This is a genomic window from Allocoprococcus similis, assembly GCF_054660775.1.
The window spans coordinates 1-25,401 of sequence record NZ_BAAHSG010000059.1 but is presented as its reverse complement, the minus strand read 5'-3'; the positions used below and the strand labels follow the sequence as shown (position 1 = coordinate 25,401).

Here is a 25,401-nt window from a genome sequence, read left to right as displayed (position 1 = left end):
GATATCTTTTATTACGAATTCTGCTATATATGCAAATAGTCATTATTTTATCCGGATTGCCCGGAGTTCAATACCATTTACATTTCTAGGTTGACTGCTCCAAAAAGCAATACCGTATGTGCCAGCAGGAACTTTTTCGATACAGGTACTGGTTAATATTGGGTAAAAACCGTTACCAAAGTTCATATAAAACGTATTTTGGGTTCGCGTTGAATTTATTCCAGTTATCCCCATTATAAACGCATCATAGCTTTGACCTTTGGCACAGGGAGTTGCTTTTAGTGTAAAGATATAAGTACCGGCGGGAATGGTCACAGTGGACACGTTATTCACCCAGGTTTCTTTTTTAGAATATGAATAATTATCTTTTATGCCACTCCAGTATTCAGTTCCTATGACATTCAAGCTATTATTTGCTTTTATCAAATCTGCTTTTATATTTGCCAAATTGCTATTTAATTCTTTAACTGCTAATGCATCTACAAAGAATCCTTCCTCTGTAACAAGGGCAACATCATCAAGCGAAACCAATTTATTTTCATAAATATTATTGATTGCTTCTCTTTCTTCATTTACCTCTTTTGCCCCGTAATTGCTACCTACTTGCTGATAGGTGGTTTCATCATGAAAGGAAAATGTTCCATCATTGTTTACAACTTGCCTGTATTTTCTCTTGTAATTCGATGAATCCAAAATATCATCTTTGAAATCCGTGCTTAATGGTGTATATGCCATTTTCTTCACCTCTTACCTTTATATTTTCAAATCTGTTGTTGCCATTCCTAACGTTATGCTTAATCTGCGCGGTCTATATCTCTGCAATCCATTATAATAATCTAAACAAATACGTTCAATACGATTGAAGTCTTCAAAATCAGGAGTTTTCTCATTTGCGTACCAATTTTTTCTTTCTTCATTATTAAATATAAATGTATTGTTTTTTAATAGCTCCAAATTGCTTTCAAGCCGATTAAATTCTTCTGCATACGGAAATTCATTGTACCCGTTTTTATCATCTCCCATATCTTCAAATGGTACTGTAGAATAAAACGGCAATGCCATTTCGCGAAGATAAGCAATGTTGTTTTTAATTCGGTTGTAATCCTCAAAATTGAAACTATCTGTTGAAACCCAATCAATTTTTGGTTCTTGCCACACTGTTCTTCCTCCTAGTTATCAATCCACCACCTAGTAATCCGGCGTTCAATGTTATTTGTGATTCTTCTACAATTGTCTTTAAATTGGGATCATACTTATTTTCCTGTCCAATCGTATCTCCACAGTCAATTGCCGGTTCTCCACGGTAGTCCAGTTCATATTCAATTCCAGATGAAAAGTAATCGGCAAGCCATATAGCAATTTGCTTACTATGTTCTACATCGGAAATGATAGGATTCTGCCATTCCTTATCAGTTCCACGGTTATTTACGGCTTGAACGGTATATGACGTGGATACGTTGTATTTATATCCCTTTACGACTATATTTACTGTTTCACCAACCGCGACGCCAGAAAAAGCAATTTCAACATAATACGCACCAGAAGATACAATCTTTGCAGACTGTCCACTCTTGCCCTCTTCAATACTTACCGAATATCCATAGCAAGCATCAGACATATAATAGATAGCATTTTCTCCATCGTACACAAGCGTTTCCGTTGCAAGTTCATCTTCCACACTGGATTTTGAATAAAGATATCTAGCAACTTTCACGTTCTTGATTCTATCAAGCTGTGTCCCAACAGGTGTAGAATATAAATCGTCGTACTCAATCCGATAAGACGTTTCCGAACCGATTGAAATATAATCCACATGGATTCTGCTGTTCGGCTCAGTTTCTACAAATTCGATTTCCATCTTGTCGTATTCTGGGAAATCGTATTGGATTTCAAAATCATTTGCGATTCCAGATTGAATTGTCAGTGTATCGCTCAATATATTATCTGCATATGTCCGTATAATAAATTTCTTCGGAAGTTTGTTGCTAAATGCAATGTAAATACCATATGCCTTGTATTTTGCTTCAAGCGTTCTTGTGATGACTGGATTTTCTGTAAACAGACCGTTTTCATCACTGATAGCAGAACTTACATATCCAGTATTCTGGACATCTTCCTTTGACAGAAATAGCATCTTTCCATCTGCCAACCATCTATTTTTTTCATAGGTTGCAAAATCTGATTTTTGAGTCTGAATATCAACATTTTTTATATCAGAATAATACGTAGTTCCATTTGATGTTGTTTCCATACTCGGTTTGAATAATGAATGAATACGGATTCTACCGTAACGATCATAGTCAAGTACACTTCTTCCAGCATTTGCTATGATCTGTAGTGCTTCTTTATGCTTTACTTTTGGAAGCGGATTATGGATAATAACTTTTTTTAAGTAAGTATCCAAATAATAATCATCATTTCCAACACCAGCATCAGCAAACACAAGTTCTGCCAGATCATACAATGAGATTCCTTTTTCGTAATACTGACCTTTGTAATAATCATCATCAAGAAATTTCAACACATCAACCGCTTTGATGATGGCTTTTTCATCAGATGCACTCCATTCATATACATATAAGGAACCCATCTGAAGCCATTCAATATTTCCATTGTCAAGCGTATATCCAACAGTCACATTCAACCGCTGTCCACTTTCCAAGAAGTTGATTTCCGATGCCGGATTATCTACATTGAATATCTGATTATCATTATGAAGCGTTACACTAAATTCTGATTCCGGCAAATCATCATTGATAGATGAAATGGTTGTCTTGCTACTTGCTTCAAGAATCCACTCATTATCATATTCAAGACCAAGTCCAAACTGAATATAGTCAATCCTGATTCTATTGTTCGGAACACTCATTTCCGTAATGACTAGCTCGATATATGCCGTATTGTCAAACACGGTATCTGTTTTGAAAATCTGTTCACTATTTTCAAATTCAACAGATGCTCCATCATCAGTTACTACAGAAAACTTTGTGGGATAACATTCTCCAAACTTGATTGTCAGACCTTTGATATCTGATTTTCCACAACCAAAATCAAATCTTATGTGCATTTCATTGGAAAACAACTCATTGCACGTGTATCCATCAAGCCAATATTCATCTGCATTATCGGGTAAGAAATACATTGAACCATCAGCCTTAAACATATTCTGTTCATAGGTTGCGTATCTCTTGACTGTATGCTGTTGGAAAAGCGATTTCGGATCAGAAAAAGTAGTGTAATCCGTATTTTCCAGATCTGCTGATTGTTGCGCTTCTTGATTTATGAGTCCAAGCTGTATCTTCATATACGATTCGTTACGGATTGGACGCTTCATTGATTCTTTATACTCTTTGGAAGTCTGAAACATTTCTACCACCCCGCATCGATAATGTTGACTTTACAGTTTATGTACGCCACTGGCCTACCGTATTGATCGTACTTAAATACATCTGCTGTTCTATCACCCGGATACATAGTCAAGGTAATCCAGTTATTCTCAACCATGTCCCAGAATTTGACTGTTACAAAGTATTTCTTAAACTCTTTCAGCATATCCGACCATGTTTCCGCATCCAAGTACGCCCACTCTAGGTTGTCAATCTTGTAATTGTCTCTTCCAATCTTCTGACCGACAACCTTGTTGTTTGCGTTTCTGGCAGCGTTCACAGCCGTAGTTACTACCATGTTAGGATAGCGCTTCGGTGCGGGAAACGGCTTGCCATTTACAATTATGAAATTTGATATATGCCTTGCTGCCATTTCCTACCTCCTACGCTGGCGAAAAAGAAAAGCCCGTATTTCTACGCGCTTTTGATATCTGCTTATCCATTCTCTTCCCATCCATATTTACGCTTGTGTCCTTTTTGAGAATCAATTTCTGATACTCAATAACTGTTCTTAAAAGAGCGTTCGTTTCATCGTTTGCCCTTTCAACGCCAGAACTTACACTTTCTACAATCTGGTTGTTATTCGCCACGACATGACGATTTCCAATGCTTCCGATATATTCAGAACCGAATCCGTTTTCATTCGCCACGTAAACTTCACCATTCATCGGGAATCCACCATCAGCATATCCATGTCCATTCCAACCTTTTGAAAGGCTACCATATCTCGATACAGTGTACCGGATAGCAGCTATCATATTGGAAAGCGGATCATAAATATTTTTATTGTATGGTGCAAGCGCATAACTACGGAATGTAGGATCAATCACCTGCATAAGTCCTTTTGACGGGATACCGGCTTTTGCATTGCTATCCCAATTGTTGATAGCATTCGGATTTCCGCTTGACTCTGACTGCATCTGCATCAGTAAGCGATTCAAGTTTGCTTCACTGTACTGATTGGTTAATTTCAATGCTTTCTTTGCAAGCTTTCTCCACTGTTCAACACCGGCTGACGGATTGTACTTCACATTAGAGCCACCGAAATCACTTAGAAGTCCCTTGATGCTATTTACAGCAGCATCAAATACAGAGCTGACAGCACCTTTCGCCATAGACAGTCCAGGTTCAAGCACGCCAGTCAAATCCGTAAATTTATCAATTGCAATCTGCATGAGTTTTCTTGGATTTTCCACATAGTCGAGAATATCTCCTGTGAAGTCTTTGATTTTAGCCCAAGCATTACCAAAGAAATCTCCGATACCACTCTTGAAATGTGGAATATTCTGCATCTGCATCAGTGCCTCAGTTTGGTCTGCCGGAAGTACTTTCGTACCTTTTGGCATTGGTAACATTACATTACGTCCAGTTGGAATAATGGTTTTTCCATTCGGGAATTGCACCAGTTCACGGTATGTACTTCCTGTTTGGTCATTAACCACACCAAGCGTGTCATGCGCTACACCATCAGTTCCTGTCGCATATTTCGGAATCAGTTCACCATTTCCTCCAAGTTTTCCGTATATCCAGTTTACAGCTTCACGTACACCGTTTAAGGCGTTTTTAATTGGTGTCTCAATCCATCCAGCTACTTTTGAAAAGTAAGAACCGATATTATTAAATATACCAGTAATTCCGTCATAAGCTTTTCGGAACGTATCCTTAAACCATGTTGAAATAGAACTCATATTGTTTTGTATAGCTATCCTCTTATCTCCAAACCATGAACCGATATTCTGGAATGCCGAGTTCGCATAAGTTCTTGCACCCTTAAATTTGGTATTGAACCAATCTGAAACACTGTTCATATTATTTTGTATATCTTTTTTTCTATCGCTAAACCATGTACCAATATTTGAAAATTTATTTTCGACCTGTTCTCTTGCTAAATCAAATTTTTTCCCAAACCAATCTTTTACATCATCGAATTTTTCAACGATAGAATCTTTGAGGTTACTAAAGAAATCAATAACGGATTGAAATTTATCAGTAACTCCGCCTATCAATCCATCCATTATGAAATTACCCTTTTCTTTCATAACGGTAGACGGTGAATGAATGCCAAACGCTTCACAAAATCCATCAATAAATGGGTCTACAATATGCTCTTTAACCCATGTTCCGATATCTTTTATTTTCTCCAAGATACCATCAAGAAGACCTGTAATTGTAAATTTACCATCTTCAAAAGCTGTATCTTTCCACCATTTAACAACGTCTTCCCACGCATCTTTAATAAATCCCCAGACCAAAGCAGATAGACCGCCTACAGCTGCGCCAATTCCCTCTGCAATCTTTTCTGCAATTCCAATCCAATCAATTGCGCCGATAAAATCTGCACATTTTTCACCAATCTGTTGCCAGTCTGTTTCTTCTAAAAATGTAATTATTGCATCAAGTAATCCCTTTACGGTATCACTAAGTCTAGCTCCATTTTCTACCCAGTCAAAATCAGCAACGAATGTATTTACACCTTCCGCTAAATTTACGCCAAGTTGCGTCCAATCAAACGTCCTTGCTGCTTCGCCGATTGTCGCAAACACAGCGTTCCACTTCTGAGCGAAATAATGTCCCCATGCCGTAAAATCGATTGTATCAAGAAGTCCATTGAAACCATCCCCAATAAACTTTCCGACTTCATCCCATTTCGTGTTATCAAGGAACGCATTCGCACAGTATATTCCAGTGTTGACGGCTTCACCGATAGTTTGTCCTAGTGTTGTTCCTAATCCTTGCGTTTCAACAGCTCCGTTAATAAAAGTACCAAGTGACTTGCCAATTTTTATTGCTTTTTCCTGTATTCCGTCCCAAGGTATATTATCCAAAGCATCTTCTAACTTTCGACCAACAATGCCACCAATTTCAGTAAAATCAGCGTTTTTCCATGCTTCTTTTATCTTTTTCGCAAGTTCAGAAATACCACCGTCAACATCTGTTGTAGCGAACATGTCAGAAGAAGATGGACTCGTAGAGCCACTTCCAGAACCACTTCCACTTCCAGAACTTCCAGAGTTGTCTGACGGCTGAATGACATTCAGTTCATCAATACCGAGTGTATAATTTTCTAAATCTTTAATAGATTTTCCGGCATCATCAGCACTGTTTTTTGTCGTATCAAGTCCGGCAGCATAATCTTTCCAAGCTTTTTTAGCTTGCACCACATAACTCTTTCCAGTAAGAGATGCCATAAGTTGTCCAACAGCATTCAAAGCTCCGGCTACCATATCAATAAACGAAGAGATGTACGGCCCAACTACATTTACAATCGGAGCAAACGCTACCGCCCACGCATTTTTTAGATACAATAATGATGAAACCATACTGGAAATACTGTTGTTGTATTCAGAGCTGTACTGTACCAGATTATCAGACCCCTCTTTAACAGCCTGTTTTATCTGACTGATAGCTCCGAAAATGGTAGAAAACATAATTGATGAGCCAATCATCCTTCCGAACGACATTCCCTTATTGGAGCTCTTCTGGAATAATCCAAGTTTCTTTCCAGCACTTCCTATCGCACTTCCAAGTGCTTTCAGCGGTTTTGATGCTGTTTTTACAATTGACGGAATCTTAGAAAGTGTTTTTAAAGAGATTTTCCCGATACTTTTTGCAAATTTCAGCGAATGCACAGTAGCATTTTTTAATGCAGATGCCATTTTTGCCACTCTGCTGTTGACAACACCATCTTTTAAAACACCTAATGCGCCCTTTAAAGTTTGCAATTTTGATCTGAAATTTTCAGCCGCACTTGACGCTTCTCCAAACGAATTAACATATTTTTCAATAGCCGAATAATCGTAATTTCCATTCGAGTCAACAGTAGGTGCTTTTTTTTGACTAGCTCCTTTTGTTTCTTTCTCTGGAAGTTTCAACATATCCATGAAATTCTTAGTGTAATTCCCAAAACCGCCTTTTGTCAGCTCATTCTTCAGTTCCCTAACTTTTGCCATTACTCCATCAAATTTTCTTGATGTTTTTGTAATGTTTCCGTCTTTATCAATATTTGAAATATTCCGTGAAAGCTCTTCAACTGCATCCGACGATCTTTGTGCTGATTCTTTCGTGTCTTCTGTATCAACACTTTTGCCATTTGACGCATTATATGTTTTTCCATTTCTTGTAATTGTCAACTCCGGCTTTTCTTCTGATATTTTATCAATGGCAGATTTATAGACTTCTGCTTCATTGGTGGCTTTCTGAATATCATAAATAAGTTTTTCAAAAGTCTTTCCAAGTCGATCAGTGCCCTCAATAGAGATTTTCTTTTTAAGACTCTCTCGCAATCTTGACGCTGTGCTTTCAGAATTTTTTAACTTTTTCTGTAATTCTTGTAACCCCATGCCGGACGCATCGAGACTAGAACCAACATTTGCATACTTGTCATATATATCATCAAGTGATTGTTCGGTATATTTCAAGTCACTTCTATTCGCTCTGCTAGAACCGCTCTGACTACGAACACTGCCAGTAAGCTCAACAATCCTTTCGAGACCAGAAGTATCCATTCCAGCACCAAAAATATCAGAAAATGACTTTCCAGTATCGGCAACACCTTTCAGAGAACCAGTCAAATCACTGGATTCAGATTTTGCTTTTTCAATGTTTGCAACAATCTCATTAACACCAGATATAACGCTCTCATAGGCAGCATCTTCCATCCATTCAGGTTTGTAAAAAGAATTGCTTGTCTCATAGAACTTTTCCAATGCGCTGTTAAGCTGATAAAATTCATCCTCAACATTGTTCGCATCTTTAAGAAGTCCAGGAAACATATCTTTCGCTTCATTATAAAAAGAGTCCAGTTCTATTCCACTTTTGGTAGAAAGTTTCTGTTTCATTACCGGAACTCGGTTTTTGTAAGCATCACCAAGAGATTTAGCTGTTTCCGGCGTAATCTTGATTTTGCTTGTAGTCTTAATCCAGTTGTATAACTTCTGATATTCTTCAGAAGTGGATTTTGCTACAGAACCATTTTTAGCAGTAATCTTTCCAAGTGCTTCAAGATCAGTGCTTAATCCACTATAGGATTTTCCACCATTTGCAGACAAGCCACCAGCAATCTTCTGTGAAAGTTCCCGAACCTGTCTCTGTACTTCCGGAGTGGCTTTATTGAGGTTGAAACCACTGATAAGTTCATCTGCCAGTTTCTTACCCTGACTTCTGGCAGCTTTATCCATAGCATTTCCAGAGAACAATTTGTCTACGTCAACGTTCTTGAAAGAAATACCGCCCTGTGCCATTACCATGAACTTTTCCAGTGCCGTAGCAGCTTTATTGATTCTTCTTTCCAGACCAGACAAAGCTCTGTTCGCCCGGTTGGCTTCTGCCTCAACAACTATCTCTAATGAATCAATTTCGTTTTCAGACATTTTGTTCTCACCTACCTCTTGATTCGTTTAATGCTTTTGCGTATGCTGCAAAATTTACGGATGCAATCTGCGTATTTTCCTCAATCGCTTTCTCAATCTCTTCCTCTGTCATTTCCAACTCTTCCGTGAAGATAAAGTTCTTTGACGGATATTGAGCTTTGGAATCCAGAGCACAACCAATCGCCTTTCCAACATAGATTCCAACCATCCATGCGGAAATATCTGCCATTCTTGCTTTTTCACGTTCTTCCCTATCTTTTTCTTCCTTATAAATAAGAAGAGCTTTGGGAGTCATGCCCCAAAACTCTTTATAAGGAATTTCACAGCGAGCAGCGATCGGCAACCAGTATTGATAGATATAATCCGTATAACTGGAAAACTGAATTATTCTTCCGTTTCCTCTGCCGGATTCTCTTCCTCTGTTTTCTTCTTCTGGGCTTTCTTCGGTTCTTCCGTTTTGATTCCCAGCATCTTTTTGAAAAAATCAGACTGTTTAACTGCCTCCGCAAATGCATCGGTAATATCGAACATACTTCCTCCACCGAGGATATGCTGTGTAACAACACGTTCAGCTTCGGCACGATCACATTTCAGAACTACGCAAGTGAACGCCATAGCAATAAGAGTCATCTGACCTCTCGAAAACGCTTCGGTAATAGAAATTCCCTGGCTCTCCATGTGTGTATAGTCACCGAACTGTAATTCCTGGACATTGTATGTTTTGTTGTTGATTTTTACTTTAACCATATCGGTATCTCCTTTTAACTAAAAAATAGGAAGCCTGTTACGACTTCCTATCCTGATTTTTACTGCATATTACCCAGCAAACTGAGTAGCAGCATCCTTATTGTAAATTTCTGTAGATGGCAGAATGGAAAGAGTCATTTCTCTTGCTCCATTCACAGCACCCTCATTTACAAAAACGTCATGCTGTCCTTTCCAAGAGAACTTTCCGTCTTTTCCATCTGCACCAAAATCAAGCTCATAGATCTGATCTGTATTGGCTGTCTTTTTGATAGAGTCAAACTTTTCCTTGTCATAGTTACAAGTAAACTGCATTGCGCTTACGGACTGTACGCCCGGAACAAATGTCTGCGCATTGTCTTCCAGATCAGTAGTTTCAATTGTTTCTCTTTCTCCACCTAACTGTGGATAGCTTTTGATTTTGCATAACTGTGCAAGAGCTGATGCAGTAGCACCGGCTTTAAGTACAGTGTTAATTGTGCTCATTCCAGCTGACATATTATCTTCCTTTCTACCGCTAACTACCAGCGGTCAGCGAATACCTCCAATTGGTATCCGGTGCAAATTTAAAATTTCTCTATTTCATTCACTGATGATACAAGACGGTTGAATCTTGCCACAGTGCGATAAATGTTTGTATCTAATGCATTATCGACAGGTTTCGGACCGTATGATCTTGCGTAACCCATCTGTCGCATAGCATCACAACACTGATTTATGATATTCCTTGATTCCGTGATGTTTTTATTGGAATAACACTGAATCTCAATTACTGATTTCACAGCATTCTCACTGTTTTCCAAATCCATGCAAGCATCTTGATTGTCAATCTGGACAACCGATACTGCCGGAAATGCCGGAGGACTTTTACTGGAATAATTGGATACATTCTTACAAGTTTCTGCCACATAGGTTTTTATGTTAGTCAGAACTCTATTTGAAGCGTCAATCATCTCCAAACACCCTCCTTGCAATCCTTGTAATTGTTTCTATGTTCCTTAATTCTGATGCCGTATTATACATGAACGGTCTGGACGGCATACCCTTTGTCCAATGCCATTCTCCATTTTTGAAATAAAACCATCCTTTTTCACCGTGGTTATTTACGTCATACTTCCAACCAACAATTGAAGTATCTGGATGTGGATTTTCTGATCCAACAATTCCAGTACCAAACTCAACGAATTTCGCCCACGGGCAAGCCGTATAGATGCAGTATGCCGAGCCATTATATATAATGTCACCCGGTTTTAGGCTCATACTGTTCAACAACTCACCGGTATAAATTGCGTCCTCACTCAAAATATTGGCTTTTGCAATCATAACGCCCTCTTCGGCTAACTGCCTGACAAATTCCTCGCATTTATCATTCAGACTTAATCTGTACTTTCTCACCTTTTCAGCCAGTTCACGGAAACTGCCCGGCGATAGCTTTGCTGTGTATCTAGGCATTTTTCTTCCTCGCTTTCAAAGCAATTACAAGTCCATTTATTCCATCTGCAATACCGGCAACAGTATAATCTGCCGTTTCCTTATCGACAGTACCATCTGCATTCAGTGTCGGTTCAGATATCCATACAATAGACTCTTCCTTAATAGGAAGCTTCTCCGCCGTAGATGCCGTTCTGGTGTAGTCTAGATTCGTTCCAAACATATCAGCATAAGCATTTCCTCTACTTGCCGATAAAGAGGCGTAAAAAAAAGTCGGGGAACTATAACCATTGTCATAATCCCCCGTTTCATCCCCGTTTTCATCGAGAATCGGAACATTTTCAGTGTAATTTGAATACCATAATTTCTTTGTGTTTCTTTTCAGATTTCTCAATATACGCCACCCTCCACCGTAAATGCGTACCCCTGCGACCAAAATGGTCACGCACAATCTTCTTTTGCAACTTAACCCAGTTGCCGGGAGATAATCGGATCACCTAACCTCTCTTAAATCAGTGTGCATATAGCAACAACTCCTTCAAGACACGTGTTCCGGTTCGCCCATGCTCGGCTGCCGGTATTATCGCTATGGGAAAGCTCTCCCTCAGCTCCAATCTGGTTGTAATCATACATTGCAAGGTTGCGGATATTGGAAAAATACTTCTCCATATCCTTATTAACAGTGTCATCTGTATAATTATCCGGGTAATTCCGTATTTTCTTTATTTCTCTATAGGCATTTTTGACTTTCACAAGGAGCATGGACAAATCAGCTTCTTCTGAAATACCAAGCTCTGTTGACAGTTCATCGTATATTTCGTTTACTAATTCATCCATGCGATCACCTATTTCTTCGGAGGTCTTCCGACCTTTGGTTTTGCAACCTCCAGTTCAGATTCCTCTACTTTCTCTTCTGATTTAACTTCTTTCCATCCGCACGCAAGAAATGCGCTTTTCTGGATTTCAGAAGCGACAGTTACACGCTGTCTATCTTCTTTTTCCAATGTATACATCAAGTATCACTCCTACTCTGTCGGATCTTCACATACACCGATAGCGTCTTTCTTCTTGTTAAGTACAAATGCATCATAGCGAACACGTCCTTCAACAAGGTATCCAGAAATACCAGGCGCATCATCGTGAATCTTGTACTCTGCAAGTTTGATCGGTGACGGCATAACAATCGGATTAGTGATAATAAAATGTACTTTTTCCGGGAAATAAGACTTCGGAGCTTTTACAAAGTAAACACCATCAACTTCTCCAACAAGACCGTTAATAGCAATCTGTGTAGCCATATCGCCTTTTTTGGTGAATGCTTCATCTAGTTTCAGCATATTGTAGTAGCCTGGTGTGCAAATGCAGATTCTTCCACCAGTCGGAACTTTCTTGTTGTCAAGAATTTCCTGAACCGCAAGGAATTTTTCATATGCATTGGCTTTTGTTACTGCTGTATCTTTTACGATGTTTCCAGCATCAGCACCAGCAACAAGCTTAGAAATACGGTATGTATCGATTTCCGGGATAACAACTTCATCAATCTGTCTACGGAGTGCGGCACCAGCTTCCATTGTTCCCATTGTGTCATCTTCACTCTTCTTATCAATCGTGAATGTGAACGCACGGTCTTTTGCAAGTGTCATTTCCTGCACTTCATTTCCGAGTTCTTCTGGTGTTCCATATCTGCTTGCGCCCTCTGTAGTGTAATCGCCCATTGCTGCTGTTGGCATAGAGTATACTTTTACAGTAGAGACTCCAAGCCATTCAAATGCGTAGTTTACCAGTGAAGAGGTAAGCGCACCGAGTTTAAATCTTTCATCCACCTGCTGTGAATATTTAGCTGCGTAATTTACTGCCATCTTAAATTCTCCTTTACTAACTTTTGGTAATCAGCGAACACTTCTTTACGTGTCCGGTATCTTTAAGGAAGATTAACCATTAAATCCTTTCAGGAATGGATCTTCTTTTCCATCTTCTCCCTGTCCGGCATTAACCGGCGGTCTGCTTTTCTGCCATTCTGCCTGTGCAGCCTTAATGGATGCATTATTGAATTTCTTATAAAGCTCTGTCACTTTATCACTTTCTCCGGCAAGTTCAGCTGTAGCGGCTTCTTCTGCCATTTCCTCGGACATTCCAATCGCCATATAACGCTTCTGTGCATCAATCTTAGCAAGCTTTTCTTCAAGCTCTTTGGTGTGGCGTTCTTTTGCTTCTTCGGCTTCTCTCTTCGCTTCCGCTTCCTGTTCTTCGGCTGTCTGCTTAGCTTTCAGCTGTTTACGGTAATTAGCAGCTTCGGAAGAAGTTTTATTGTAGTCGTTCTGAAGCTTTGCGTTTTTGGCTCTTTCCTGTGCAAGTAATGTCTGCGCTTCTTCAAGAGTCATTTCATGCTCTTCCGGCTTGTTTTCCGGATCCTGATTCTGCTGTACCTGTCCCTCAAGGTTTTTGTTGTCTTCCATAGTTATCATGTTCCTTTCTTTCGCGTTTAGAGTTCTCTCTCATCAGTTACATTTCGCGATTATAGACTTCTCTGTCTTCCGCGTTTGGTAAGGCACTTCTCTGTGCCATATGAAAACGGTCATGGTTTTGACCGTAATTTCTATAAATAAATAATTGAGCACCGGCAATTGATAATCTGATTTGCACTCGCCCCAAGCGAGGTATCCTTTGGGAATTGCATCCACGAATTTCCAACATGAAAAGCCTGTCCAATCGGAATGTATTTCCCATTGATTTCTCTGTGGTCTTTCCTTGTTACCTCATCCATAATAGATTCCCACCGCTTCATGGTTTTGCCGGAATTAACAGCCCCCATATATCTTGCGTGGTTAATTGCCGTATTTACTTCATTTTCAGCTATGAACCTTGCTCTATCTAGCGAATAATAGTAAGGCTCGCTCTTATGGCTTTGTGTGCTGTCTATGACATCGTAAGAAAAACTTTTTACGTGCGTTTCCAAATATTTGTCTACGTCTGTGTACTTTCCAAGCGTTTCCAAATAAGAATCCTCAATTTGATTACGGATTGGCTCATAATCTGTTTTGTTCGATTGAGCCATCGTAAATAGCCACGCCATAGTAGCGATGAAGTTGTTTTCTAAATCTTCTGCCATATGGATTCTTTCTGCTTTGTCCTCTTCTGGAATATTCATTTCACCGAAATACTGTTCAAATGGCATACTCCGTTCATTCGTAACCAGAGCATTCAATTCATCAAAACTAAGATTCGTGAACATCTTCATCACCGCCATTATCGGTATTCATTCCGTCAAGAATCGGGGAATTTCCAGTCTGATCAGATAAGTCAGACATCGTTCTCTTCTGTGTCTGCTGTTGCGTATCATCTTTCTTAATCAATGATTTCTGATATTTTTCAATCATATCTCGGCTATCAGCCCATGCCTGAGCGACATCCGGGAACAAGTCAACCTGTTCCATAGCAACACGACCATTTACGCCACAATTTATCATTGCAACCATCGAATTAACCTTTGTAGCAAGGTCATATGTCTTATTTCTGATGAATTTTGGCTTCACGTCCGAATATTCCAGTTTCAGAAGCGGACTATCATACGGCGTATCTGTAGATGCCTTGATAGCAGCTAATTCAAGCTTTACGATTTCCGCTTTTCCACGGCGTAAAATCTGTTCTTCCTTGCAAGCACTGTTTTCCGCAGCACTCCAACCAGAAGACATATTCATAGCAGAGCCGGTAGAACCACCGCCGGGGTCTGTTTGAATCGGTACATAAGCTCGCTGCAAAATCGTGTTTCTCTTGCTTACGATATTTTCCTGCACACCGGAATAATCAAATGTACTGGAAATAGCTTTCAGTAGTGGCGTACCGCCGTTTCCGGTATTGTTAGCAATAATCCACTGCCCTCCAACCGGAGCTTGTGTTTTACCGTTATCATCTTTCGGCAATTCAAATCCAACGCCGAAGAATACTTCCTGCGTAGTCTGTGCTACCGCATTGGCAAAATCAGATACTTCTACGTTCAGAGCATTCATATCTGAAATCTGACGTTCAAAGCATCCTGTTCTATCGGTAGCTCGATTAAATTCCACAATCGGAATCATTTTCAGTGGATTGATTTCTCCACTGTGCTGCATGAACGACCAAGGATTCTTAGGCTTCTTTCCATTGGTGATTTCACGCATATCTTTAATTTCGTATCTTGTGTCCGGAGTGAACACGGTATAATAAACTGTTCCGTTCTTTGTTCTGCAGAAAGTAACACCGGCAAGTTTCTCTTGCAGTGCCGAATTACGATAAATGCAGAAAGTAAATAATGGATTCAGCGTTACCAAATCAAACGGGCAAAGTCCGTCAAAGTTGCGCTTGATATCGACAAACTGATAGCCAACGCCGGTAATCTCAACAAATCTTCCAAGCTCCTGATCTTTGGAAAATGCATATTCCGCATCGTTAAGCTCATTCAACATAGAAATCGAATCATCCTGGAAATCATTTTCCTTTTCAGTTGATTTCTTTAAATCCTTATTTCCACGCTGAACATATGTAATTGGCTGTCCCCATACATAGCCGAGTTTAAACTCTGTAATCTGGTTTGCCAGATTGTCGGATACTTTAATATTTACTTCCTTACGGATAATTTTCTTTCTTACAAGTGGCTGGATACCTTTTTCGTATCGCATCAGAAGCACCATATTATCTACATTTTTCACGTGAATCGTCATTGCTTCTTCCAACACCTGAAAGATATTCTCACTTGTAATCTTTGCAACATCCGTATAAATCCGGCATCTGCCAGTCAGTTCCGGATACACAAACACTTCATTGTCCTCAGACACCGAATTTCACCTACCTTTGCATAAAAAAAGAAAGAGCTTCACGTGATAGCGGCACGCAAAACTCTTTATTCATGAACGAATTACAATTTCTTCGATTATAATTATATAGTATTTTTTTATGCTTTTTATGCAAGTTACTCTGAAACATACTTTTTTATTCTTCTGGACACTACAGACTGGTCGAGTCCAATTTCCATAGCAATTTGCTGTTGAGACTTTCCGTCTTTCACATATTCCAGAATCATTTTATCTTCCAGATCCGTACAATCAGCAATCAGCCGGTCAATTCCAATCGTAAGATCTTTCAATCGGTCAATATCCTCTTGCACTTTAATTTCCATTTCCCGACATTTCTGTTCCCACTCTTTCATCTGTGCTATTTCATATTCATTGCATCCGCTGACACTGAATCCCCGTGGTTCATACGGGAACTGAGAATTGGAGCCGTAAACTTTCCCGGCATAGCAAGACGGACGTTTTTCTATGTAATCAGCAAGCTTCTGCCGATCCTTTTCAAGGAGAACTCCAAGCAATTTGTAATTCGCAATGTCTTTTCTGGTAATTTTCATTTCTGTTGTATCCTCCTTAAATTGGACTCTGAATGATCTGTGCTGCTCGAACAAACCCTGTTGTTACAAACAGTGCGAAACTTGCCAATCCGTCCGGTACATCATCATGTGGGTTTTTACCTCGTACCGAATAACTAAGTAAGAATCCCATCATTCTTCCGTAATCTTCTTTCGGTTTATAATTCTCACGGTCTCTGAAAAGCACGTGTTTCTTTACCCAATCTGCATTGACAATAATCTTTGTTTCCTTGTTGGATTCCGTGTATTTCGTAGTGATATTGCAGTGACCGCCTTTTTCTTCAACTAATTTGCTTACTTCCAGTGCCACACGATCACCACCATTATTACTTTCAAATTGGCATTGTTGCATTCCGGTATTTACAATCAAATCAGACGTTCTCTCATACTGGATTCCATAATTGGAATTATCATCGCATACACACTCGGTAAGGTAGAAATCATTTCCATACTGTAGCATACATGGTAAAAACAAAAAGTCTGTACCTTTATTCTTCGTATCGCAAATGCCCCATACGGCATCCGGTTCAGTAATAGGCAATGTAATAAATCGTCTTAATTCTTCGTCAGTATACAGGAGTCCCTCACGCTCAATAGGCTCGTTCTTATACAAACACTTATATGATATCTCATCCATTGTTCTTTCCTGATCGTGAAAGAACTCAACGCTGAATCCATTGTATTTGTATGCGAAGTTTGACTCTCCGGTAATTGGATCGATGTCTGGTATTGCAATGAACCTTGCTTTATCGTAACCATCGTAAATATCAATCAAACGGCCAATGACATCATGAACTGACCATCTTGTAGCAATGTGGATTTCCTTACAGCCATCCATTTTTCTCTGTTTAGCATCAGTACCATAGATTCTCCATAGCTTATCGAGGAAATTTTTATTTAAAGCTTCTTCAATACCACCAATCAAGTCATCACAATACAAATATCTATTGGCACGTACCTTACCGGCATTTTTGCTTCCAACAGACGTACACTGAATATTGGAAAACGGCTTGTACTTATTGAAATTGATTGTCTCTCTTTTCGCATTGGTACTATGGAACTTTACATCCGGGAAAATCTCTGACCAGCAATATTCATCTGAATTTGTGGTAATATCAAGGATGCCATCATAAAACATTCTAGTGATATCTCCGCTGTGGGAGAAAAATAAGCTGAAATCATCTGGATGTCTTCCAATGATCCATGAACAAAAAAACTTTTCGAGTGTAGTTTTTTGCGTGCCGGGCGGCATAGAAATTGAAAGAATATCAAGCTTATCATCTTCCAAATCTTGAAGTGCCTGAATCAAGCCATGTTTATTCAGCTGCTTTCTTTTTGGAGAATAAAAACGATCCTGATTTAATCTTTTTCTTTCCAAATACAGTAAATAGCTGTCAAATAAATGCGGAGCTTCAAATTTCAGAGCTTGCCAATACAAATCCTCAAAACGCACGTCCTGATTCTGCACAAGAAGTCTTTGAGCTGATAATTTGACTGCTTTCGAGAGCTTCAGACAGTATTTCAGATAATCATGGCTATCCTCATACATATTAAGACATAACTGCATGATATTGTCCCAAGTGCTATATTTATTTGAATCCTGCATCTTTAGCGCATTGGCTAATCTTTTATACTCTCTTAACTCCATGTTTCTCCTTAAATCAAAAAAAGAGCCAATATCTGCGATTTCTCACAAATATCAGCTCTGGCTCTTAGGCTCTGGCACTAAATCATTCATTTTTCTTCATATTCATATTTTACATTTCCGTATTCATCCGGCATAGGGATTGTTAAAGATACTATTTTCTTTCCGCATCCCGGACAATACGGTGGTGTAAATCCACTTTCGCTAAGTTTCCGTCCATAATAAGGTTTGTTTGCGTTATATTCAATTTTCTTGAATACATATCCGCAATGAGCACAGATTGGTTTAAACATTACAGTGGAAGTGGAATCATCTATAGTTTCATCTACTATCATTTCGCATCTTCCCGTCCTTAATCACTGGATAATACGCTTTCTTACAGTGTTTGCACCATATCGGCGTATTTTCAATATTGGAATTTTTCTCTATCCGCTGTCCAGTCTTATGACCAGCCGGACAGTAATACCAACTTTCTTTGATCTGCTCCATTATTCTAACCACTCATTGTCCAAATAATAAAATCCATATACAACCGCTCCTGTCAGTATGATCCACATAATCCAAAACACAACCATAGCAACCGTGACATTGGTTTCAAACATTTTTACAGTATCATCAAGTGATTTGTCCTTATAGAAATTCGTCTTATCAGGAATCGTGCCATTTCTAAGGTCTACAAAAATTGTACCTTTATACTTTGTTTTCACTCCGTAATACACAAATCGTACCTTTACACGTTCGCCAGACTCCCAACTATACACCTTATCTCCGGGAATCGTTTTTATGTATTTTGAAAAAGGTAATTTTATTTTTTCATAATCGAACGTGGTTCCACAAAATTTAATTTCCTTTGCGTGCAAAGATTCTGTATTTTCAGTATCCCAGCTGTAATATACCTCTGTTTTTGTATACTCCTTGCCTTTGGAATCTTTCTTTTTCACCTTACGTTCATGACGTTCCCGTCTTTCCTCAATCTTTTTGATATAGATGTATTTTCCACCTATCTCTGGATAAGTAACGGTATCTACGGATTCTAATTTCCCATACACAAAAGCATTTCCAACGTCCGTTTCCATTCCATACTGGAATAAATCTTCGCTTTCAATTTTGACTGCTTTATTGTATTTTTCATTATCATCCATGATACCGTCTGAAATCTTTCCAGAAATCAGGAAACCAATTAAGATCATCACGGCAATGATAGATACGCTTGCAAGGACTTCTCTATCTGTAATCTCCATTTATTTATCTCCGAATAGATTCTGCGGTGCATCTTCCGACACATTATATTCCAGATACGAATAAGACTGCTTTTCATAACCAGTCACATTCAAGAAAATACTTGTCGGGAATTTTCGCACATAACGATTGTACTGTTTCACTTGTTTATTGTAATTGCTTCGGTATTCAGCAATCATATTCTCTGTTATGGACAGCTCATTCATCAGCTGCTTGTAATTTTCATTTGATTTCAGTTCTGGATAAGCTTCACTGACTGCTGTTATTGCCGTAGTGACATTTTCGATATCTCCATCCTGACCTCTTCCGTCCACAACCGCTTTCAATGTATCCGCTTCGTGCGCATCGTACTGTTTTACGCAATCAGCAAGGTTGTAAACTAAATCAGCTCTTCGCTTTTCCTGGACCTTAATGTCCGACTGTGCTGTCTTAACCTGTTCTTCCATCGAGATTGCTTTATTCTGTGAGCTGTACACTCCGATTGCACACATCAGAATGACAGCAATAACTCCGGCAGCTACGATTAACGTTACTTTCCAATTACTTTTCATCTGTTTACTCCTCTGTATGGCAAGTGTTTGTAATCTTTCCGTACACATCTTCATACAGTTCCTGTTTGTCACCATTGTATGTGTACTCTGCATAGATGCCATCTCCACTGATTGTAGTAGACGCAAGGCACTTATAATTCTGTAATGTCTTACAGCTCCATACGACAAATACATTGCTTAAATCAATTGGTGTCTCTGGTCTGTTCTTCTGATACCATTCAACAAGCTTCTTTTTACATACACTCTGAAAGTGATCCATTCCTGTGATAATCATGATTAGTCCTCCTCATAAATAATATCCAATCCGTAAGCAACCGCAGCATCATGTTCAATTTTGCATCCTCTTGCGTTCTCCCAGCCTTTACAGAAGTACGCTGCATGGCACAGAGACATATTCTCTAAGGACTTAGCAAGAAAACACAATGGAATCTGAACTACTCCACGTTCTTTCATTGCGTCAGCGCTGTACCACTCATCTGTGAAAAGAGTATTCACAACCTCATATCCTTTTTCTTCAAGAACCTTAATTGCTTTCTCTCTTGTTGCTACAATTTCTTCATCAGTCTTTCCAGCCATCGGCTGACTTAACATTGCTTTCTTCATCGTTCATTCTCCTATTCCGCAAATACCCAATCTTCTGCAAGCATATCTGCCTGTGTTGGAACATACTGTTCTGCTTTCTTATTGTTCCTGTAAAAATCTTCTCCGTCACCATCACAAACTAAAACGATAATCGCACCATCTGACATGAAATTACATTCTTCTTTTCCGATAACGAAATCATACTTTCCATAAGCAAGCTGTAAGTGCCATTCTGATCCGTGAAGAAGTCTTGTGACCTTGCGTTTCTTTTTCACCTGTTTTAAGGCTTCAGAGAACGAAAACAGATTCATACCGCCTAATACCGGACAATTTTCTCCTGTCGCAATCATCCATTCATCAGATCCAATGTTCCCGAATGTATAATCCACGCACTCTGTGCTACGGACATCAATGTCCTTACCATCTTTCGTATGCATCAGAATTGACTGCGCTGGAATACTCCAAAACCAATATCCCGCCCATGATGGCAATTTCACCTTTGCTCCATGTTTCATTGCTTTAAATGCTTCGCTCCAAATCATAATTCGTTCTCCTTTTCATTTTTTATGAAACTGACATAGCCGGACTTGAACCGGCAACCATCCGGTTAACAGCCGGACGCTCTACCATTGAGCTATACGCCAAAATGCAGAGAACGGTCAAGTAAACTCTGCATTTACTGAATTGAAGTATTGTTTTAAACATGATTAAGGCTTCCCTTTATTCATCATGGTAGAAATCATATTCAGCCAGTGTGACGATAAGTCTGAGCGTCCAGGAGCGACCCTTGGCTTCTTACCGCTATCAAAGCACACACAGGATTGATACCCGTAAATTTCACGGTTCTTTCAGAATATCTTGTTTCACATCTTTAGCATGAAGATTTTTTATTAAGAATTTGCCATACCGCTACTTTAACGAACTTCTTGTGTTATACTCCGATTTCTCGGATTCAAGGCAAATCAGCTTATTGAAAATTTCCAGTTAGTCCGTAGTCTCTCACACTACTCACATCACTGGATTATTTCTGCACAGCAGACGTCTATTATTCGCCGACCACAATGATTCTGCATTTGACTTCTCTATGATGATACACTACAAGGCATTGTTGACGGTTTCCGTCTTCACCAATGGAATCACTCCCAGTGGAAAGAATCAACTTATCCAATATCTCGAATAAGCCTATCTCGTTACCATTGCATCTCAGCAGGACTGAAAAATCCATCTTCACTGAGTTAATCATGTTTAAAAAGACCGAATAGGGATTGAACCTATAATTGCGGTTTTGGAGACCGCTGTTTTCCAATTAAACTATCGACCTACGGGGTAATTGGGAATCGAACCCAAACTATCAGAGTCAAAGTCTGATGCTCTGCCATTGAGCTATTACCCAATAAAGCTGCCGACCGGAGTCGAACCGGTAACCTGCTGATTCGTAATCAGCTGCTCTATCCAATTGAGCTATGACAGCAGATAGTAAATGCGGTTTTTATGTAATTTACTACCAGAGAATGCGATGGCTGTTAATAGTTCCTCGTTTCCAAGAACCGCAAAAACTTGAAAAAACGCCGTATGAAGGAGTCGAACCTCCAAGTCGTTTCCGACTGACTGGTTAGCAACCAGCTCCAATACCATTATGGGAATACGGCATACTGGCCGGATGAATCGTCATTCAATTACGCCTCTGACACAGAAGAGCACCGGCCATATACAATCAAAACAAGGGGGATTAAATCATTCTTCAAGCAACACACTTGAAGAAATTGGTGGAGATGGAGTCGAACCACCCGAATCCGAAGACATCTGATTTACAGTCAGAACCGCTACCTCTACGGGATATCCACCAATGACGTAGGTGCGTTTTTACTGAACTGTCACCTACCATAAAACAGGTTCCGTGATTTTTCATGTGCATACCCACTACTGCGCTCACGTTCGGCTACAGCTTATCACTGCCAGTTCTCCGCAAAGATACTGAGTTGATTTTCACCTCGCTAGAAATGCCATGCGAAAACTAGCCAAGCATACTCTAAAAGTCAGGCTATCAGCTGTTGCCTATAACTTCACCCTCTGCTCTTCTCAGCTGATTATTATGACCTCCACGGCTTTTTTACATAAATCATTTTCAAAACTCGTCAGCCTCTAAAACAATTTATGCTGAGTGGCAAGGAATGGAGTTGAACCATTTCCTGTTAGTCTTGTTGACGCGCGCTTCTAACTTCTCTTACCGATGAGATACCTTGCCTTAACCGCCATCTGACGGTTAGCAATAATATTTATCGTGCCATGCAATGCACTATGCGGTTATTTAAGGTTCATATCGTTTTACCGCCAATCTACACGCAGCTCTTTTATTCCTCAAGCAGTAGTTGGAGATTTTAGAGTCTTTACTGACTATTTTCCATCAGTTACTACCGTGTCTGCACCTTGAACAGTTACCCAGCCAAATTTGTTTCTTGCCTCAGCTTCTTTCATCCGAATCAGCTCATCCGTAATCGAAGCACTGATGATTTTATTTGACTCAGCTTCAGCCTGAGCTTTCGTAATCTGAATCTGTGCATCTGTTTCAGCCTGAATCTTCTCAGTCTCTTTCTGAACCTTGATTTTTTTCCTGTTCAGCTTCTGCTTGCTGCTTTTCTTGTAATGCAGTCACGCGATTATCAATAGCTTCTTTCAGTTTCTTGTCTGGGTGAACATCAATGATTGATGCATCCAGAACTTCAATTCCGTACTTATCGGAAAATTCGCTATTCAGGTAATCAGTCAGCTCAGAATTGAGTTTTGATCTGTTTCCAGAGTAAATATCCATCATGGAATAATTCGTTGTAATCTCTGAAATTTTCGATTTCAGAACAGGCTTCACACGGCTTTCGATGATATCGTCACCGTCCATACCTTTGAACTTCTTGTATGTATCTACAAGCGTATCCGGGTTGTATCGATATGACATCTGAAAACTGATTGCAATACTTGCATCATCAGAAGTAGCAACCTTGAAAGAGTCATCTCCCTTGCTGCCCTCTCTCTTGTCTTTCGACATTACCAAGATTTCATTACTTGTTGAGAACTCTTTTACTTTTTTCATCGGACCTACAAAATTCAATCCCGGTGAAAGCGTTTCTTTCTGTACTCCATCCCTATACGTGTAGACTATACCAGTCTGTCCAGTCTTAATCAATTTGCACGAGCTGACCGTGAACGCTGCACCGATAACAGCTGCAACCACTACTACCGCGACTATTCCTTTTTTCTTCATTCGTCCATTTTCCTCTCTTTAATTTCTTTTTCTGCTTTCGCATTATCTTTAAGGATTGAAAGTAAGATTTTATTTCCTACCCAAGCCAAAAGCATTCCAATAATCAAAAATACGGTTAAGGCACCTACAAATACTACAAACATCTTAACTCACCGCCTGTGCTACAAAATATAATAAATTTCCAATAGATATTAACAACAATCCTACCGTGATTCCAATGTTGATTCCATCTCTACGAGCTTTCATCATGAAGTACAGCATAGAAGTAAACATTGCTACCATTATCAAATTTGCAATCAGGAAAATCAGGCTGATTATCATTTTCGGTATCTCCTTCTCATTGGCAATCCGTGAAGTTTTCTCCAGTTATTATCAGCTCGCCGCCCTAAAATCATCCGTCTGATTTCTGGCGGTATCTTACGTATATTAACTGTAATGCTCAACGCTTTTCCATCGAACGGAAGAAGATCCTCTACGGAAATATCCGGCGATATATCATCAACAAATATTTGATTTCTTGTTACCGGGATATAGCTGTTTTTATGTTCATCGAAAATAAATAGTGAATCATTTCTTTCATCTTCGCCCATCAAGGGAACCTCCTAAATTGCATTCACGCTCTGAAATGCCTTAATCATCTTCGGAAACTGAATTGATATCCAGTCAATAATTGTCTCTTCGTGGCCGAACTGTTTATAATGCTCAAAGTTTGCTTGCAATCCACTTTCAGCAAGGAAAGCATGTATAATCTCATGCCGTAGCTGCTTTCGCATCAATTCATCGAAATCACCAACTTCATTTACATTGTCGTCCCTGATTCTAATTTCTCTCGATGTGTAATCACAATAACCATCAATATCTTTATCTTTGAATGGTTCCCTAATCACTTTATATTCAGTTCCAAGAATATTTACTGTTGTCATTTTCAAAGCATCTCCTACAGGTATTTGAGAATCAAACTAATAACTGCTATAACCGCAATCACAAATGTAATCATGTAAGTGAATCCAATAATCATAAATAATATCTTCTCACCTATTTTGTAATTAGTTGTACAAGTAAGCCTTAATTTATTACCGGCACTTAAAGTATTGAAATACACTCTTGTAATAATAAAAAGTGCTATGCTGATAACTAATAGTGTTAAGGTGATTTTGATTAGCATATTATTTATATGACTCCTTTTTGTTTTTGGTCGTTATTTTGGGAGGTCAGAGACACCCGGGGCTCCGCCCCTCACAGACCCCCGCCCCCGGTCATCCCAGGCAACAGATATCAGTTCCACAGTCCATCGAACATATGTATCTATACGACAAAGACTTATTTGTTTTATACATCATGTACTATATCTTGTATCTTTACTTTTTGCAATACAATATCTTGTTTTCTGTATCATTTTTCGTTGCAAATATTAAAATACATCAAAAATCAAATGAAGATTCGTCCGCGTCCTGATCTTCCAGCTGATCCACTCCAATGTCCTGTGCTATCTGTTCAACCGTCTTTCTCGCTCCAGTGATCTGCTCCTGCTCTACTGCTTTCGTTTCTGCCATGCCGTAAGCAGCTTTAGCAATGAATATCTTGTTAGCATCCGTCCCCTTGCTATTGCTCAAATTCGACGCTAATCTGCCGGCACAATACTGTTTCCATTTTTTAGCCGTCTTGGAGTGCGGCGAGGTTGGTCCACCTCTATAATCCCCATTGATCCATGATGTGATAGTACTAGGATCTATATTGATCATCATGCTAAAATCATACAATGTTGGTAATACTCTATACTTACTGCATAATCTCTTGTAT

Annotated in this window: 33 protein-coding genes and 6 tRNA genes; 1 reads left to right on the top strand and 38 read right to left on the bottom strand. The window is 39.3% G+C overall.

Annotation, left to right across the window (positions count from 1 at the left end; translation table 11 throughout):
* Positions 1 to 42: 42 nt before the first annotated feature.
* The 19 genes from ACYQ5K_RS17045 to ACYQ5K_RS16955 all read right to left on the bottom strand — a co-directional run bounded on the left by ACYQ5K_RS17045 (position 43) and on the right by ACYQ5K_RS16955 (position 17,466).
* Positions 43 to 735, bottom strand: coding sequence for a hypothetical protein (locus tag ACYQ5K_RS17045; RefSeq protein ID WP_459778099.1), 693 nt, complete (start codon positions 733 to 735; stop codon positions 43 to 45).
* Positions 736 to 753: 18 nt separating this feature from the next.
* The gene (locus tag ACYQ5K_RS17040; protein WP_459778098.1) at positions 754 to 1,158 is read right to left on the bottom strand and encodes a hypothetical protein; all 405 of its coding nucleotides are present in this window, start codon (positions 1,156 to 1,158) and stop codon (positions 754 to 756) included.
* Positions 1,136 to 3,367 (bottom strand): hypothetical protein, encoded by a 2,232-nt coding sequence (locus ACYQ5K_RS17035; protein WP_459778096.1) that lies wholly within the window; start codon positions 3,365 to 3,367, stop codon positions 1,136 to 1,138. Before ACYQ5K_RS17035 ends, ACYQ5K_RS17040 begins: the two co-directional genes overlap by 23 nt.
* Positions 3,368 to 3,369: 2 nt before the next feature.
* Positions 3,370 to 3,759, bottom strand: coding sequence for a hypothetical protein (locus ACYQ5K_RS17030; RefSeq protein WP_459778095.1), 390 nt, complete (start codon positions 3,757 to 3,759; stop codon positions 3,370 to 3,372).
* A gap of 10 nt (positions 3,760 to 3,769) precedes the next feature.
* The gene (locus ACYQ5K_RS17025) at positions 3,770 to 8,755 is read right to left on the bottom strand and encodes a transglycosylase SLT domain-containing protein (RefSeq protein WP_459778094.1); all 4,986 of its coding nucleotides are present in this window, start codon (positions 8,753 to 8,755) and stop codon (positions 3,770 to 3,772) included.
* Between the two features lie 7 nt (positions 8,756 to 8,762).
* The gene (locus tag ACYQ5K_RS17020) at positions 8,763 to 9,050 is read right to left on the bottom strand and encodes a hypothetical protein (RefSeq protein WP_459778092.1); all 288 of its coding nucleotides are present in this window, start codon (positions 9,048 to 9,050) and stop codon (positions 8,763 to 8,765) included.
* An 89-nt stretch (positions 9,051 to 9,139) separates the two neighbouring features.
* Positions 9,140 to 9,502, bottom strand: a complete 363-nt coding sequence (locus ACYQ5K_RS17015) for a hypothetical protein (RefSeq protein WP_459778091.1) — start codon at positions 9,500 to 9,502, stop codon at positions 9,140 to 9,142.
* A 69-nt stretch (positions 9,503 to 9,571) separates the two neighbouring features.
* Positions 9,572 to 9,997, bottom strand: a complete 426-nt coding sequence (locus tag ACYQ5K_RS17010; RefSeq protein ID WP_459778090.1) for a phage tail tube protein — start codon at positions 9,995 to 9,997, stop codon at positions 9,572 to 9,574.
* Between the two features lie 68 nt (positions 9,998 to 10,065).
* Positions 10,066 to 10,452 (bottom strand): hypothetical protein, encoded by a 387-nt coding sequence (locus ACYQ5K_RS17005; RefSeq protein ID WP_459778088.1) that lies wholly within the window; start codon positions 10,450 to 10,452, stop codon positions 10,066 to 10,068.
* The gene (locus ACYQ5K_RS17000) at positions 10,445 to 10,951 is read right to left on the bottom strand and encodes a hypothetical protein (protein WP_459778087.1); all 507 of its coding nucleotides are present in this window, start codon (positions 10,949 to 10,951) and stop codon (positions 10,445 to 10,447) included. The genes ACYQ5K_RS17005 and ACYQ5K_RS17000 overlap by 8 nt, the downstream gene beginning before the upstream one ends.
* Entirely contained in the window at positions 10,944 to 11,324 is a 381-nt protein-coding gene (locus ACYQ5K_RS16995; protein WP_459778086.1) for a hypothetical protein, read from the bottom strand. The genes ACYQ5K_RS17000 and ACYQ5K_RS16995 overlap by 8 nt, the downstream gene beginning before the upstream one ends.
* A gap of 113 nt (positions 11,325 to 11,437) precedes the next feature.
* Positions 11,438 to 11,767, bottom strand: coding sequence for a hypothetical protein (locus ACYQ5K_RS16990; RefSeq protein WP_195479556.1), 330 nt, complete (start codon positions 11,765 to 11,767; stop codon positions 11,438 to 11,440).
* An 8-nt stretch (positions 11,768 to 11,775) separates the two neighbouring features.
* Positions 11,776 to 11,943: a hypothetical protein gene (locus tag ACYQ5K_RS16985; RefSeq protein ID WP_195479555.1), complete on the bottom strand. Its 168-nt coding sequence runs from the start codon at positions 11,941 to 11,943 to the stop codon at positions 11,776 to 11,778.
* A gap of 12 nt (positions 11,944 to 11,955) precedes the next feature.
* On the bottom strand, positions 11,956 to 12,789 hold the full coding sequence (locus tag ACYQ5K_RS16980) for a phage capsid protein (protein ID WP_195479554.1): 834 nt from the start codon (positions 12,787 to 12,789) through the stop codon (positions 11,956 to 11,958).
* 72 nt (positions 12,790 to 12,861) lie between these two features.
* Positions 12,862 to 13,386 carry a hypothetical protein gene (locus tag ACYQ5K_RS16975; RefSeq protein WP_195479553.1) on the bottom strand — a complete coding sequence of 175 codons (525 nt, stop codon included), beginning with the start codon at positions 13,384 to 13,386 and terminating at the stop codon, positions 12,862 to 12,864.
* A 140-nt stretch (positions 13,387 to 13,526) separates the two neighbouring features.
* Positions 13,527 to 14,177, bottom strand: a complete 651-nt coding sequence (locus tag ACYQ5K_RS16970) for a phage minor head protein (protein WP_459778085.1) — start codon at positions 14,175 to 14,177, stop codon at positions 13,527 to 13,529.
* Positions 14,146 to 15,741, bottom strand: coding sequence for a phage portal protein (locus ACYQ5K_RS16965; protein ID WP_459778084.1), 1,596 nt, complete (start codon positions 15,739 to 15,741; stop codon positions 14,146 to 14,148). Before ACYQ5K_RS16965 ends, ACYQ5K_RS16970 begins: the two co-directional genes overlap by 32 nt.
* A 134-nt stretch (positions 15,742 to 15,875) precedes the next feature.
* Positions 15,876 to 16,310, bottom strand: coding sequence for a hypothetical protein (locus tag ACYQ5K_RS16960; RefSeq protein WP_459778082.1), 435 nt, complete (start codon positions 16,308 to 16,310; stop codon positions 15,876 to 15,878).
* Between the two features lie 16 nt (positions 16,311 to 16,326).
* Positions 16,327 to 17,466: a hypothetical protein gene (locus ACYQ5K_RS16955; RefSeq protein WP_459778081.1), complete on the bottom strand. Its 1,140-nt coding sequence runs from the start codon at positions 17,464 to 17,466 to the stop codon at positions 16,327 to 16,329.
* Positions 17,467 to 17,585: 119 nt separating this feature from the next.
* On the opposite strand from ACYQ5K_RS16955, the gene ACYQ5K_RS16950 reads away from it, so the two are divergent.
* Entirely contained in the window at positions 17,586 to 17,822 is a 237-nt protein-coding gene (locus ACYQ5K_RS16950; protein WP_459778080.1) for a hypothetical protein, read from the top strand.
* Between the two features lie 240 nt (positions 17,823 to 18,062).
* Here the strand turns inward: ACYQ5K_RS16950 and ACYQ5K_RS16945 are convergent, their stop codons facing one another.
* From ACYQ5K_RS16945 to ACYQ5K_RS16855, 19 genes are all read right to left on the bottom strand, one after another.
* Positions 18,063 to 18,308 carry a hypothetical protein gene (locus ACYQ5K_RS16945; RefSeq protein ID WP_459778078.1) on the bottom strand — a complete coding sequence of 82 codons (246 nt, stop codon included), beginning with the start codon at positions 18,306 to 18,308 and terminating at the stop codon, positions 18,063 to 18,065.
* Complete coding sequence (locus ACYQ5K_RS16940) at positions 18,295 to 18,462, bottom strand: cysteine-rich KTR domain-containing protein (RefSeq protein ID WP_459778077.1); 168 nt, start codon at positions 18,460 to 18,462, stop codon at positions 18,295 to 18,297. The genes ACYQ5K_RS16945 and ACYQ5K_RS16940 overlap by 14 nt, the downstream gene beginning before the upstream one ends.
* Complete coding sequence (locus ACYQ5K_RS16935) at positions 18,462 to 19,214, bottom strand: hypothetical protein (RefSeq protein ID WP_459778076.1); 753 nt, start codon at positions 19,212 to 19,214, stop codon at positions 18,462 to 18,464. The genes ACYQ5K_RS16940 and ACYQ5K_RS16935 overlap by 1 nt, the downstream gene beginning before the upstream one ends.
* Positions 19,215 to 19,763 carry a LemA family protein gene (locus ACYQ5K_RS16930; protein WP_459778075.1) on the bottom strand — a complete coding sequence of 183 codons (549 nt, stop codon included), beginning with the start codon at positions 19,761 to 19,763 and terminating at the stop codon, positions 19,215 to 19,217.
* Positions 19,764 to 19,767: 4 nt separating this feature from the next.
* On the bottom strand, positions 19,768 to 20,037 hold the full coding sequence (locus ACYQ5K_RS16925) for a DUF6275 family protein (protein ID WP_459778074.1): 270 nt from the start codon (positions 20,035 to 20,037) through the stop codon (positions 19,768 to 19,770).
* A 2-nt stretch (positions 20,038 to 20,039) separates the two neighbouring features.
* Entirely contained in the window at positions 20,040 to 20,366 is a 327-nt protein-coding gene (locus ACYQ5K_RS16920) for a DUF4406 domain-containing protein (RefSeq protein WP_459778073.1), read from the bottom strand.
* An 11-nt stretch (positions 20,367 to 20,377) separates the two neighbouring features.
* Positions 20,378 to 20,887 carry a Thoeris anti-defense Tad2 family protein gene (locus tag ACYQ5K_RS16915; protein ID WP_459778072.1) on the bottom strand — a complete coding sequence of 170 codons (510 nt, stop codon included), beginning with the start codon at positions 20,885 to 20,887 and terminating at the stop codon, positions 20,378 to 20,380.
* A 30-nt stretch (positions 20,888 to 20,917) separates the two neighbouring features.
* Positions 20,918 to 20,989, bottom strand: a tRNA-Asn gene (locus ACYQ5K_RS16910).
* A 606-nt stretch (positions 20,990 to 21,595) separates the two neighbouring features.
* Positions 21,596 to 21,666: transfer RNA gene (locus ACYQ5K_RS16905), tRNA-Trp, on the bottom strand.
* 1 nt (position 21,667) lies between these two features.
* Positions 21,668 to 21,737, bottom strand: a tRNA-Gln gene (locus tag ACYQ5K_RS16900).
* A 5-nt stretch (positions 21,738 to 21,742) separates the two neighbouring features.
* Positions 21,743 to 21,816, bottom strand: a tRNA-Arg gene (locus tag ACYQ5K_RS16895).
* Positions 21,817 to 21,911: 95 nt separating this feature from the next.
* Positions 21,912 to 21,994 (bottom strand) — tRNA-Ser (locus tag ACYQ5K_RS16890).
* 114 nt (positions 21,995 to 22,108) lie between these two features.
* Positions 22,109 to 22,191: transfer RNA gene (locus ACYQ5K_RS16885), tRNA-Tyr, on the bottom strand.
* 735 nt (positions 22,192 to 22,926) lie between these two features.
* Positions 22,927 to 23,601, bottom strand: a complete 675-nt coding sequence (locus ACYQ5K_RS16880) for an SPFH domain-containing protein (RefSeq protein WP_459778071.1) — start codon at positions 23,599 to 23,601, stop codon at positions 22,927 to 22,929.
* Positions 23,598 to 23,744 (bottom strand): hypothetical protein, encoded by a 147-nt coding sequence (locus tag ACYQ5K_RS16875; protein ID WP_008375428.1) that lies wholly within the window; start codon positions 23,742 to 23,744, stop codon positions 23,598 to 23,600. The genes ACYQ5K_RS16880 and ACYQ5K_RS16875 overlap by 4 nt, the downstream gene beginning before the upstream one ends.
* 1 nt (position 23,745) lies before the next feature.
* Entirely contained in the window at positions 23,746 to 23,922 is a 177-nt protein-coding gene (locus tag ACYQ5K_RS16870) for a hypothetical protein (RefSeq protein WP_459778070.1), read from the bottom strand.
* Positions 23,919 to 24,191, bottom strand: a complete 273-nt coding sequence (locus ACYQ5K_RS16865) for a hypothetical protein (RefSeq protein WP_459778069.1) — start codon at positions 24,189 to 24,191, stop codon at positions 23,919 to 23,921. The genes ACYQ5K_RS16870 and ACYQ5K_RS16865 overlap by 4 nt, the downstream gene beginning before the upstream one ends.
* Positions 24,192 to 24,203: 12 nt before the next feature.
* Positions 24,204 to 24,524 (bottom strand): hypothetical protein, encoded by a 321-nt coding sequence (locus ACYQ5K_RS16860; RefSeq protein ID WP_459778068.1) that lies wholly within the window; start codon positions 24,522 to 24,524, stop codon positions 24,204 to 24,206.
* A gap of 498 nt (positions 24,525 to 25,022) precedes the next feature.
* Positions 25,023 to 25,401, bottom strand: a 379-nt coding sequence (locus ACYQ5K_RS16855) for a hypothetical protein (RefSeq protein WP_459778067.1), incomplete at its 5' end; no start/stop codon positions are given.

Bases quoted from the DNA above. Each gene is read 5' to 3' on its own strand.
- ACYQ5K_RS17045 (WP_459778099.1), bottom strand. From the start codon at position 735: ATGGCATATACACCATTAAGCACGGATTTCAAAGATGATATTTTGGAT.
- ACYQ5K_RS17035 (WP_459778096.1), bottom strand. From the start codon at position 3,367: ATGTTTCAGACTTCCAAAGAGTATAAAGAATCAATGAAGCGTCCAATC.
- ACYQ5K_RS17030 (WP_459778095.1), bottom strand. From the start codon at position 3,759: ATGGCAGCAAGGCATATATCAAATTTCATAATTGTAAATGGCAAGCCG.
- ACYQ5K_RS17025 (WP_459778094.1), bottom strand. From the start codon at position 8,755: ATGTCTGAAAACGAAATTGATTCATTAGAGATAGTTGTTGAGGCAGAA.
- ACYQ5K_RS17020 (WP_459778092.1), bottom strand. From the start codon at position 9,050: ATGACTCCCAAAGCTCTTCTTATTTATAAGGAAGAAAAAGATAGGGAA.
- ACYQ5K_RS17015 (WP_459778091.1), bottom strand. From the start codon at position 9,502: ATGGTTAAAGTAAAAATCAACAACAAAACATACAATGTCCAGGAATTA.
- ACYQ5K_RS17010 (WP_459778090.1), bottom strand. From the start codon at position 9,997: ATGTCAGCTGGAATGAGCACAATTAACACTGTACTTAAAGCCGGTGCT.
- ACYQ5K_RS17005 (WP_459778088.1), bottom strand. From the start codon at position 10,452: ATGATTGACGCTTCAAATAGAGTTCTGACTAACATAAAAACCTATGTG.
- ACYQ5K_RS17000 (WP_459778087.1), bottom strand. From the start codon at position 10,951: ATGCCTAGATACACAGCAAAGCTATCGCCGGGCAGTTTCCGTGAACTG.
- ACYQ5K_RS16990 (WP_195479556.1), bottom strand. From the start codon at position 11,767: ATGGATGAATTAGTAAACGAAATATACGATGAACTGTCAACAGAGCTT.
- ACYQ5K_RS16985 (WP_195479555.1), bottom strand. From the start codon at position 11,943: ATGTATACATTGGAAAAAGAAGATAGACAGCGTGTAACTGTCGCTTCT.
- ACYQ5K_RS16980 (WP_195479554.1), bottom strand. From the start codon at position 12,789: ATGGCAGTAAATTACGCAGCTAAATATTCACAGCAGGTGGATGAAAGA.
- ACYQ5K_RS16975 (WP_195479553.1), bottom strand. From the start codon at position 13,386: ATGGAAGACAACAAAAACCTTGAGGGACAGGTACAGCAGAATCAGGAT.
- ACYQ5K_RS16970 (WP_459778085.1), bottom strand. From the start codon at position 14,177: ATGGCGGTGATGAAGATGTTCACGAATCTTAGTTTTGATGAATTGAAT.
- ACYQ5K_RS16960 (WP_459778082.1), bottom strand. From the start codon at position 16,310: ATGAAAATTACCAGAAAAGACATTGCGAATTACAAATTGCTTGGAGTT.
- ACYQ5K_RS16955 (WP_459778081.1), bottom strand. From the start codon at position 17,466: ATGTTTTATGATGGCATCCTTGATATTACCACAAATTCAGATGAATAT.
- ACYQ5K_RS16945 (WP_459778078.1), bottom strand. From the start codon at position 18,308: ATGATAGTAGATGAAACTATAGATGATTCCACTTCCACTGTAATGTTT.
- ACYQ5K_RS16940 (WP_459778077.1), bottom strand. From the start codon at position 18,462: ATGGAGCAGATCAAAGAAAGTTGGTATTACTGTCCGGCTGGTCATAAG.
- ACYQ5K_RS16935 (WP_459778076.1), bottom strand. From the start codon at position 19,214: ATGGAGATTACAGATAGAGAAGTCCTTGCAAGCGTATCTATCATTGCC.
- ACYQ5K_RS16930 (WP_459778075.1), bottom strand. From the start codon at position 19,763: ATGAAAAGTAATTGGAAAGTAACGTTAATCGTAGCTGCCGGAGTTATT.
- ACYQ5K_RS16925 (WP_459778074.1), bottom strand. From the start codon at position 20,037: ATGATTATCACAGGAATGGATCACTTTCAGAGTGTATGTAAAAAGAAG.
- ACYQ5K_RS16920 (WP_459778073.1), bottom strand. From the start codon at position 20,366: ATGAAGAAAGCAATGTTAAGTCAGCCGATGGCTGGAAAGACTGATGAA.
- ACYQ5K_RS16915 (WP_459778072.1), bottom strand. From the start codon at position 20,887: ATGATTTGGAGCGAAGCATTTAAAGCAATGAAACATGGAGCAAAGGTG.
- ACYQ5K_RS16880 (WP_459778071.1), bottom strand. From the start codon at position 23,601: ATGAAGAAAAAAGGAATAGTCGCGGTAGTAGTGGTTGCAGCTGTTATC.
- ACYQ5K_RS16875 (WP_008375428.1), bottom strand. From the start codon at position 23,744: ATGTTTGTAGTATTTGTAGGTGCCTTAACCGTATTTTTGATTATTGGA.
- ACYQ5K_RS16870 (WP_459778070.1), bottom strand. From the start codon at position 23,922: ATGATAATCAGCCTGATTTTCCTGATTGCAAATTTGATAATGGTAGCA.
- ACYQ5K_RS16865 (WP_459778069.1), bottom strand. From the start codon at position 24,191: ATGGGCGAAGATGAAAGAAATGATTCACTATTTATTTTCGATGAACAT.
- ACYQ5K_RS16860 (WP_459778068.1), bottom strand. From the start codon at position 24,524: ATGACAACAGTAAATATTCTTGGAACTGAATATAAAGTGATTAGGGAA.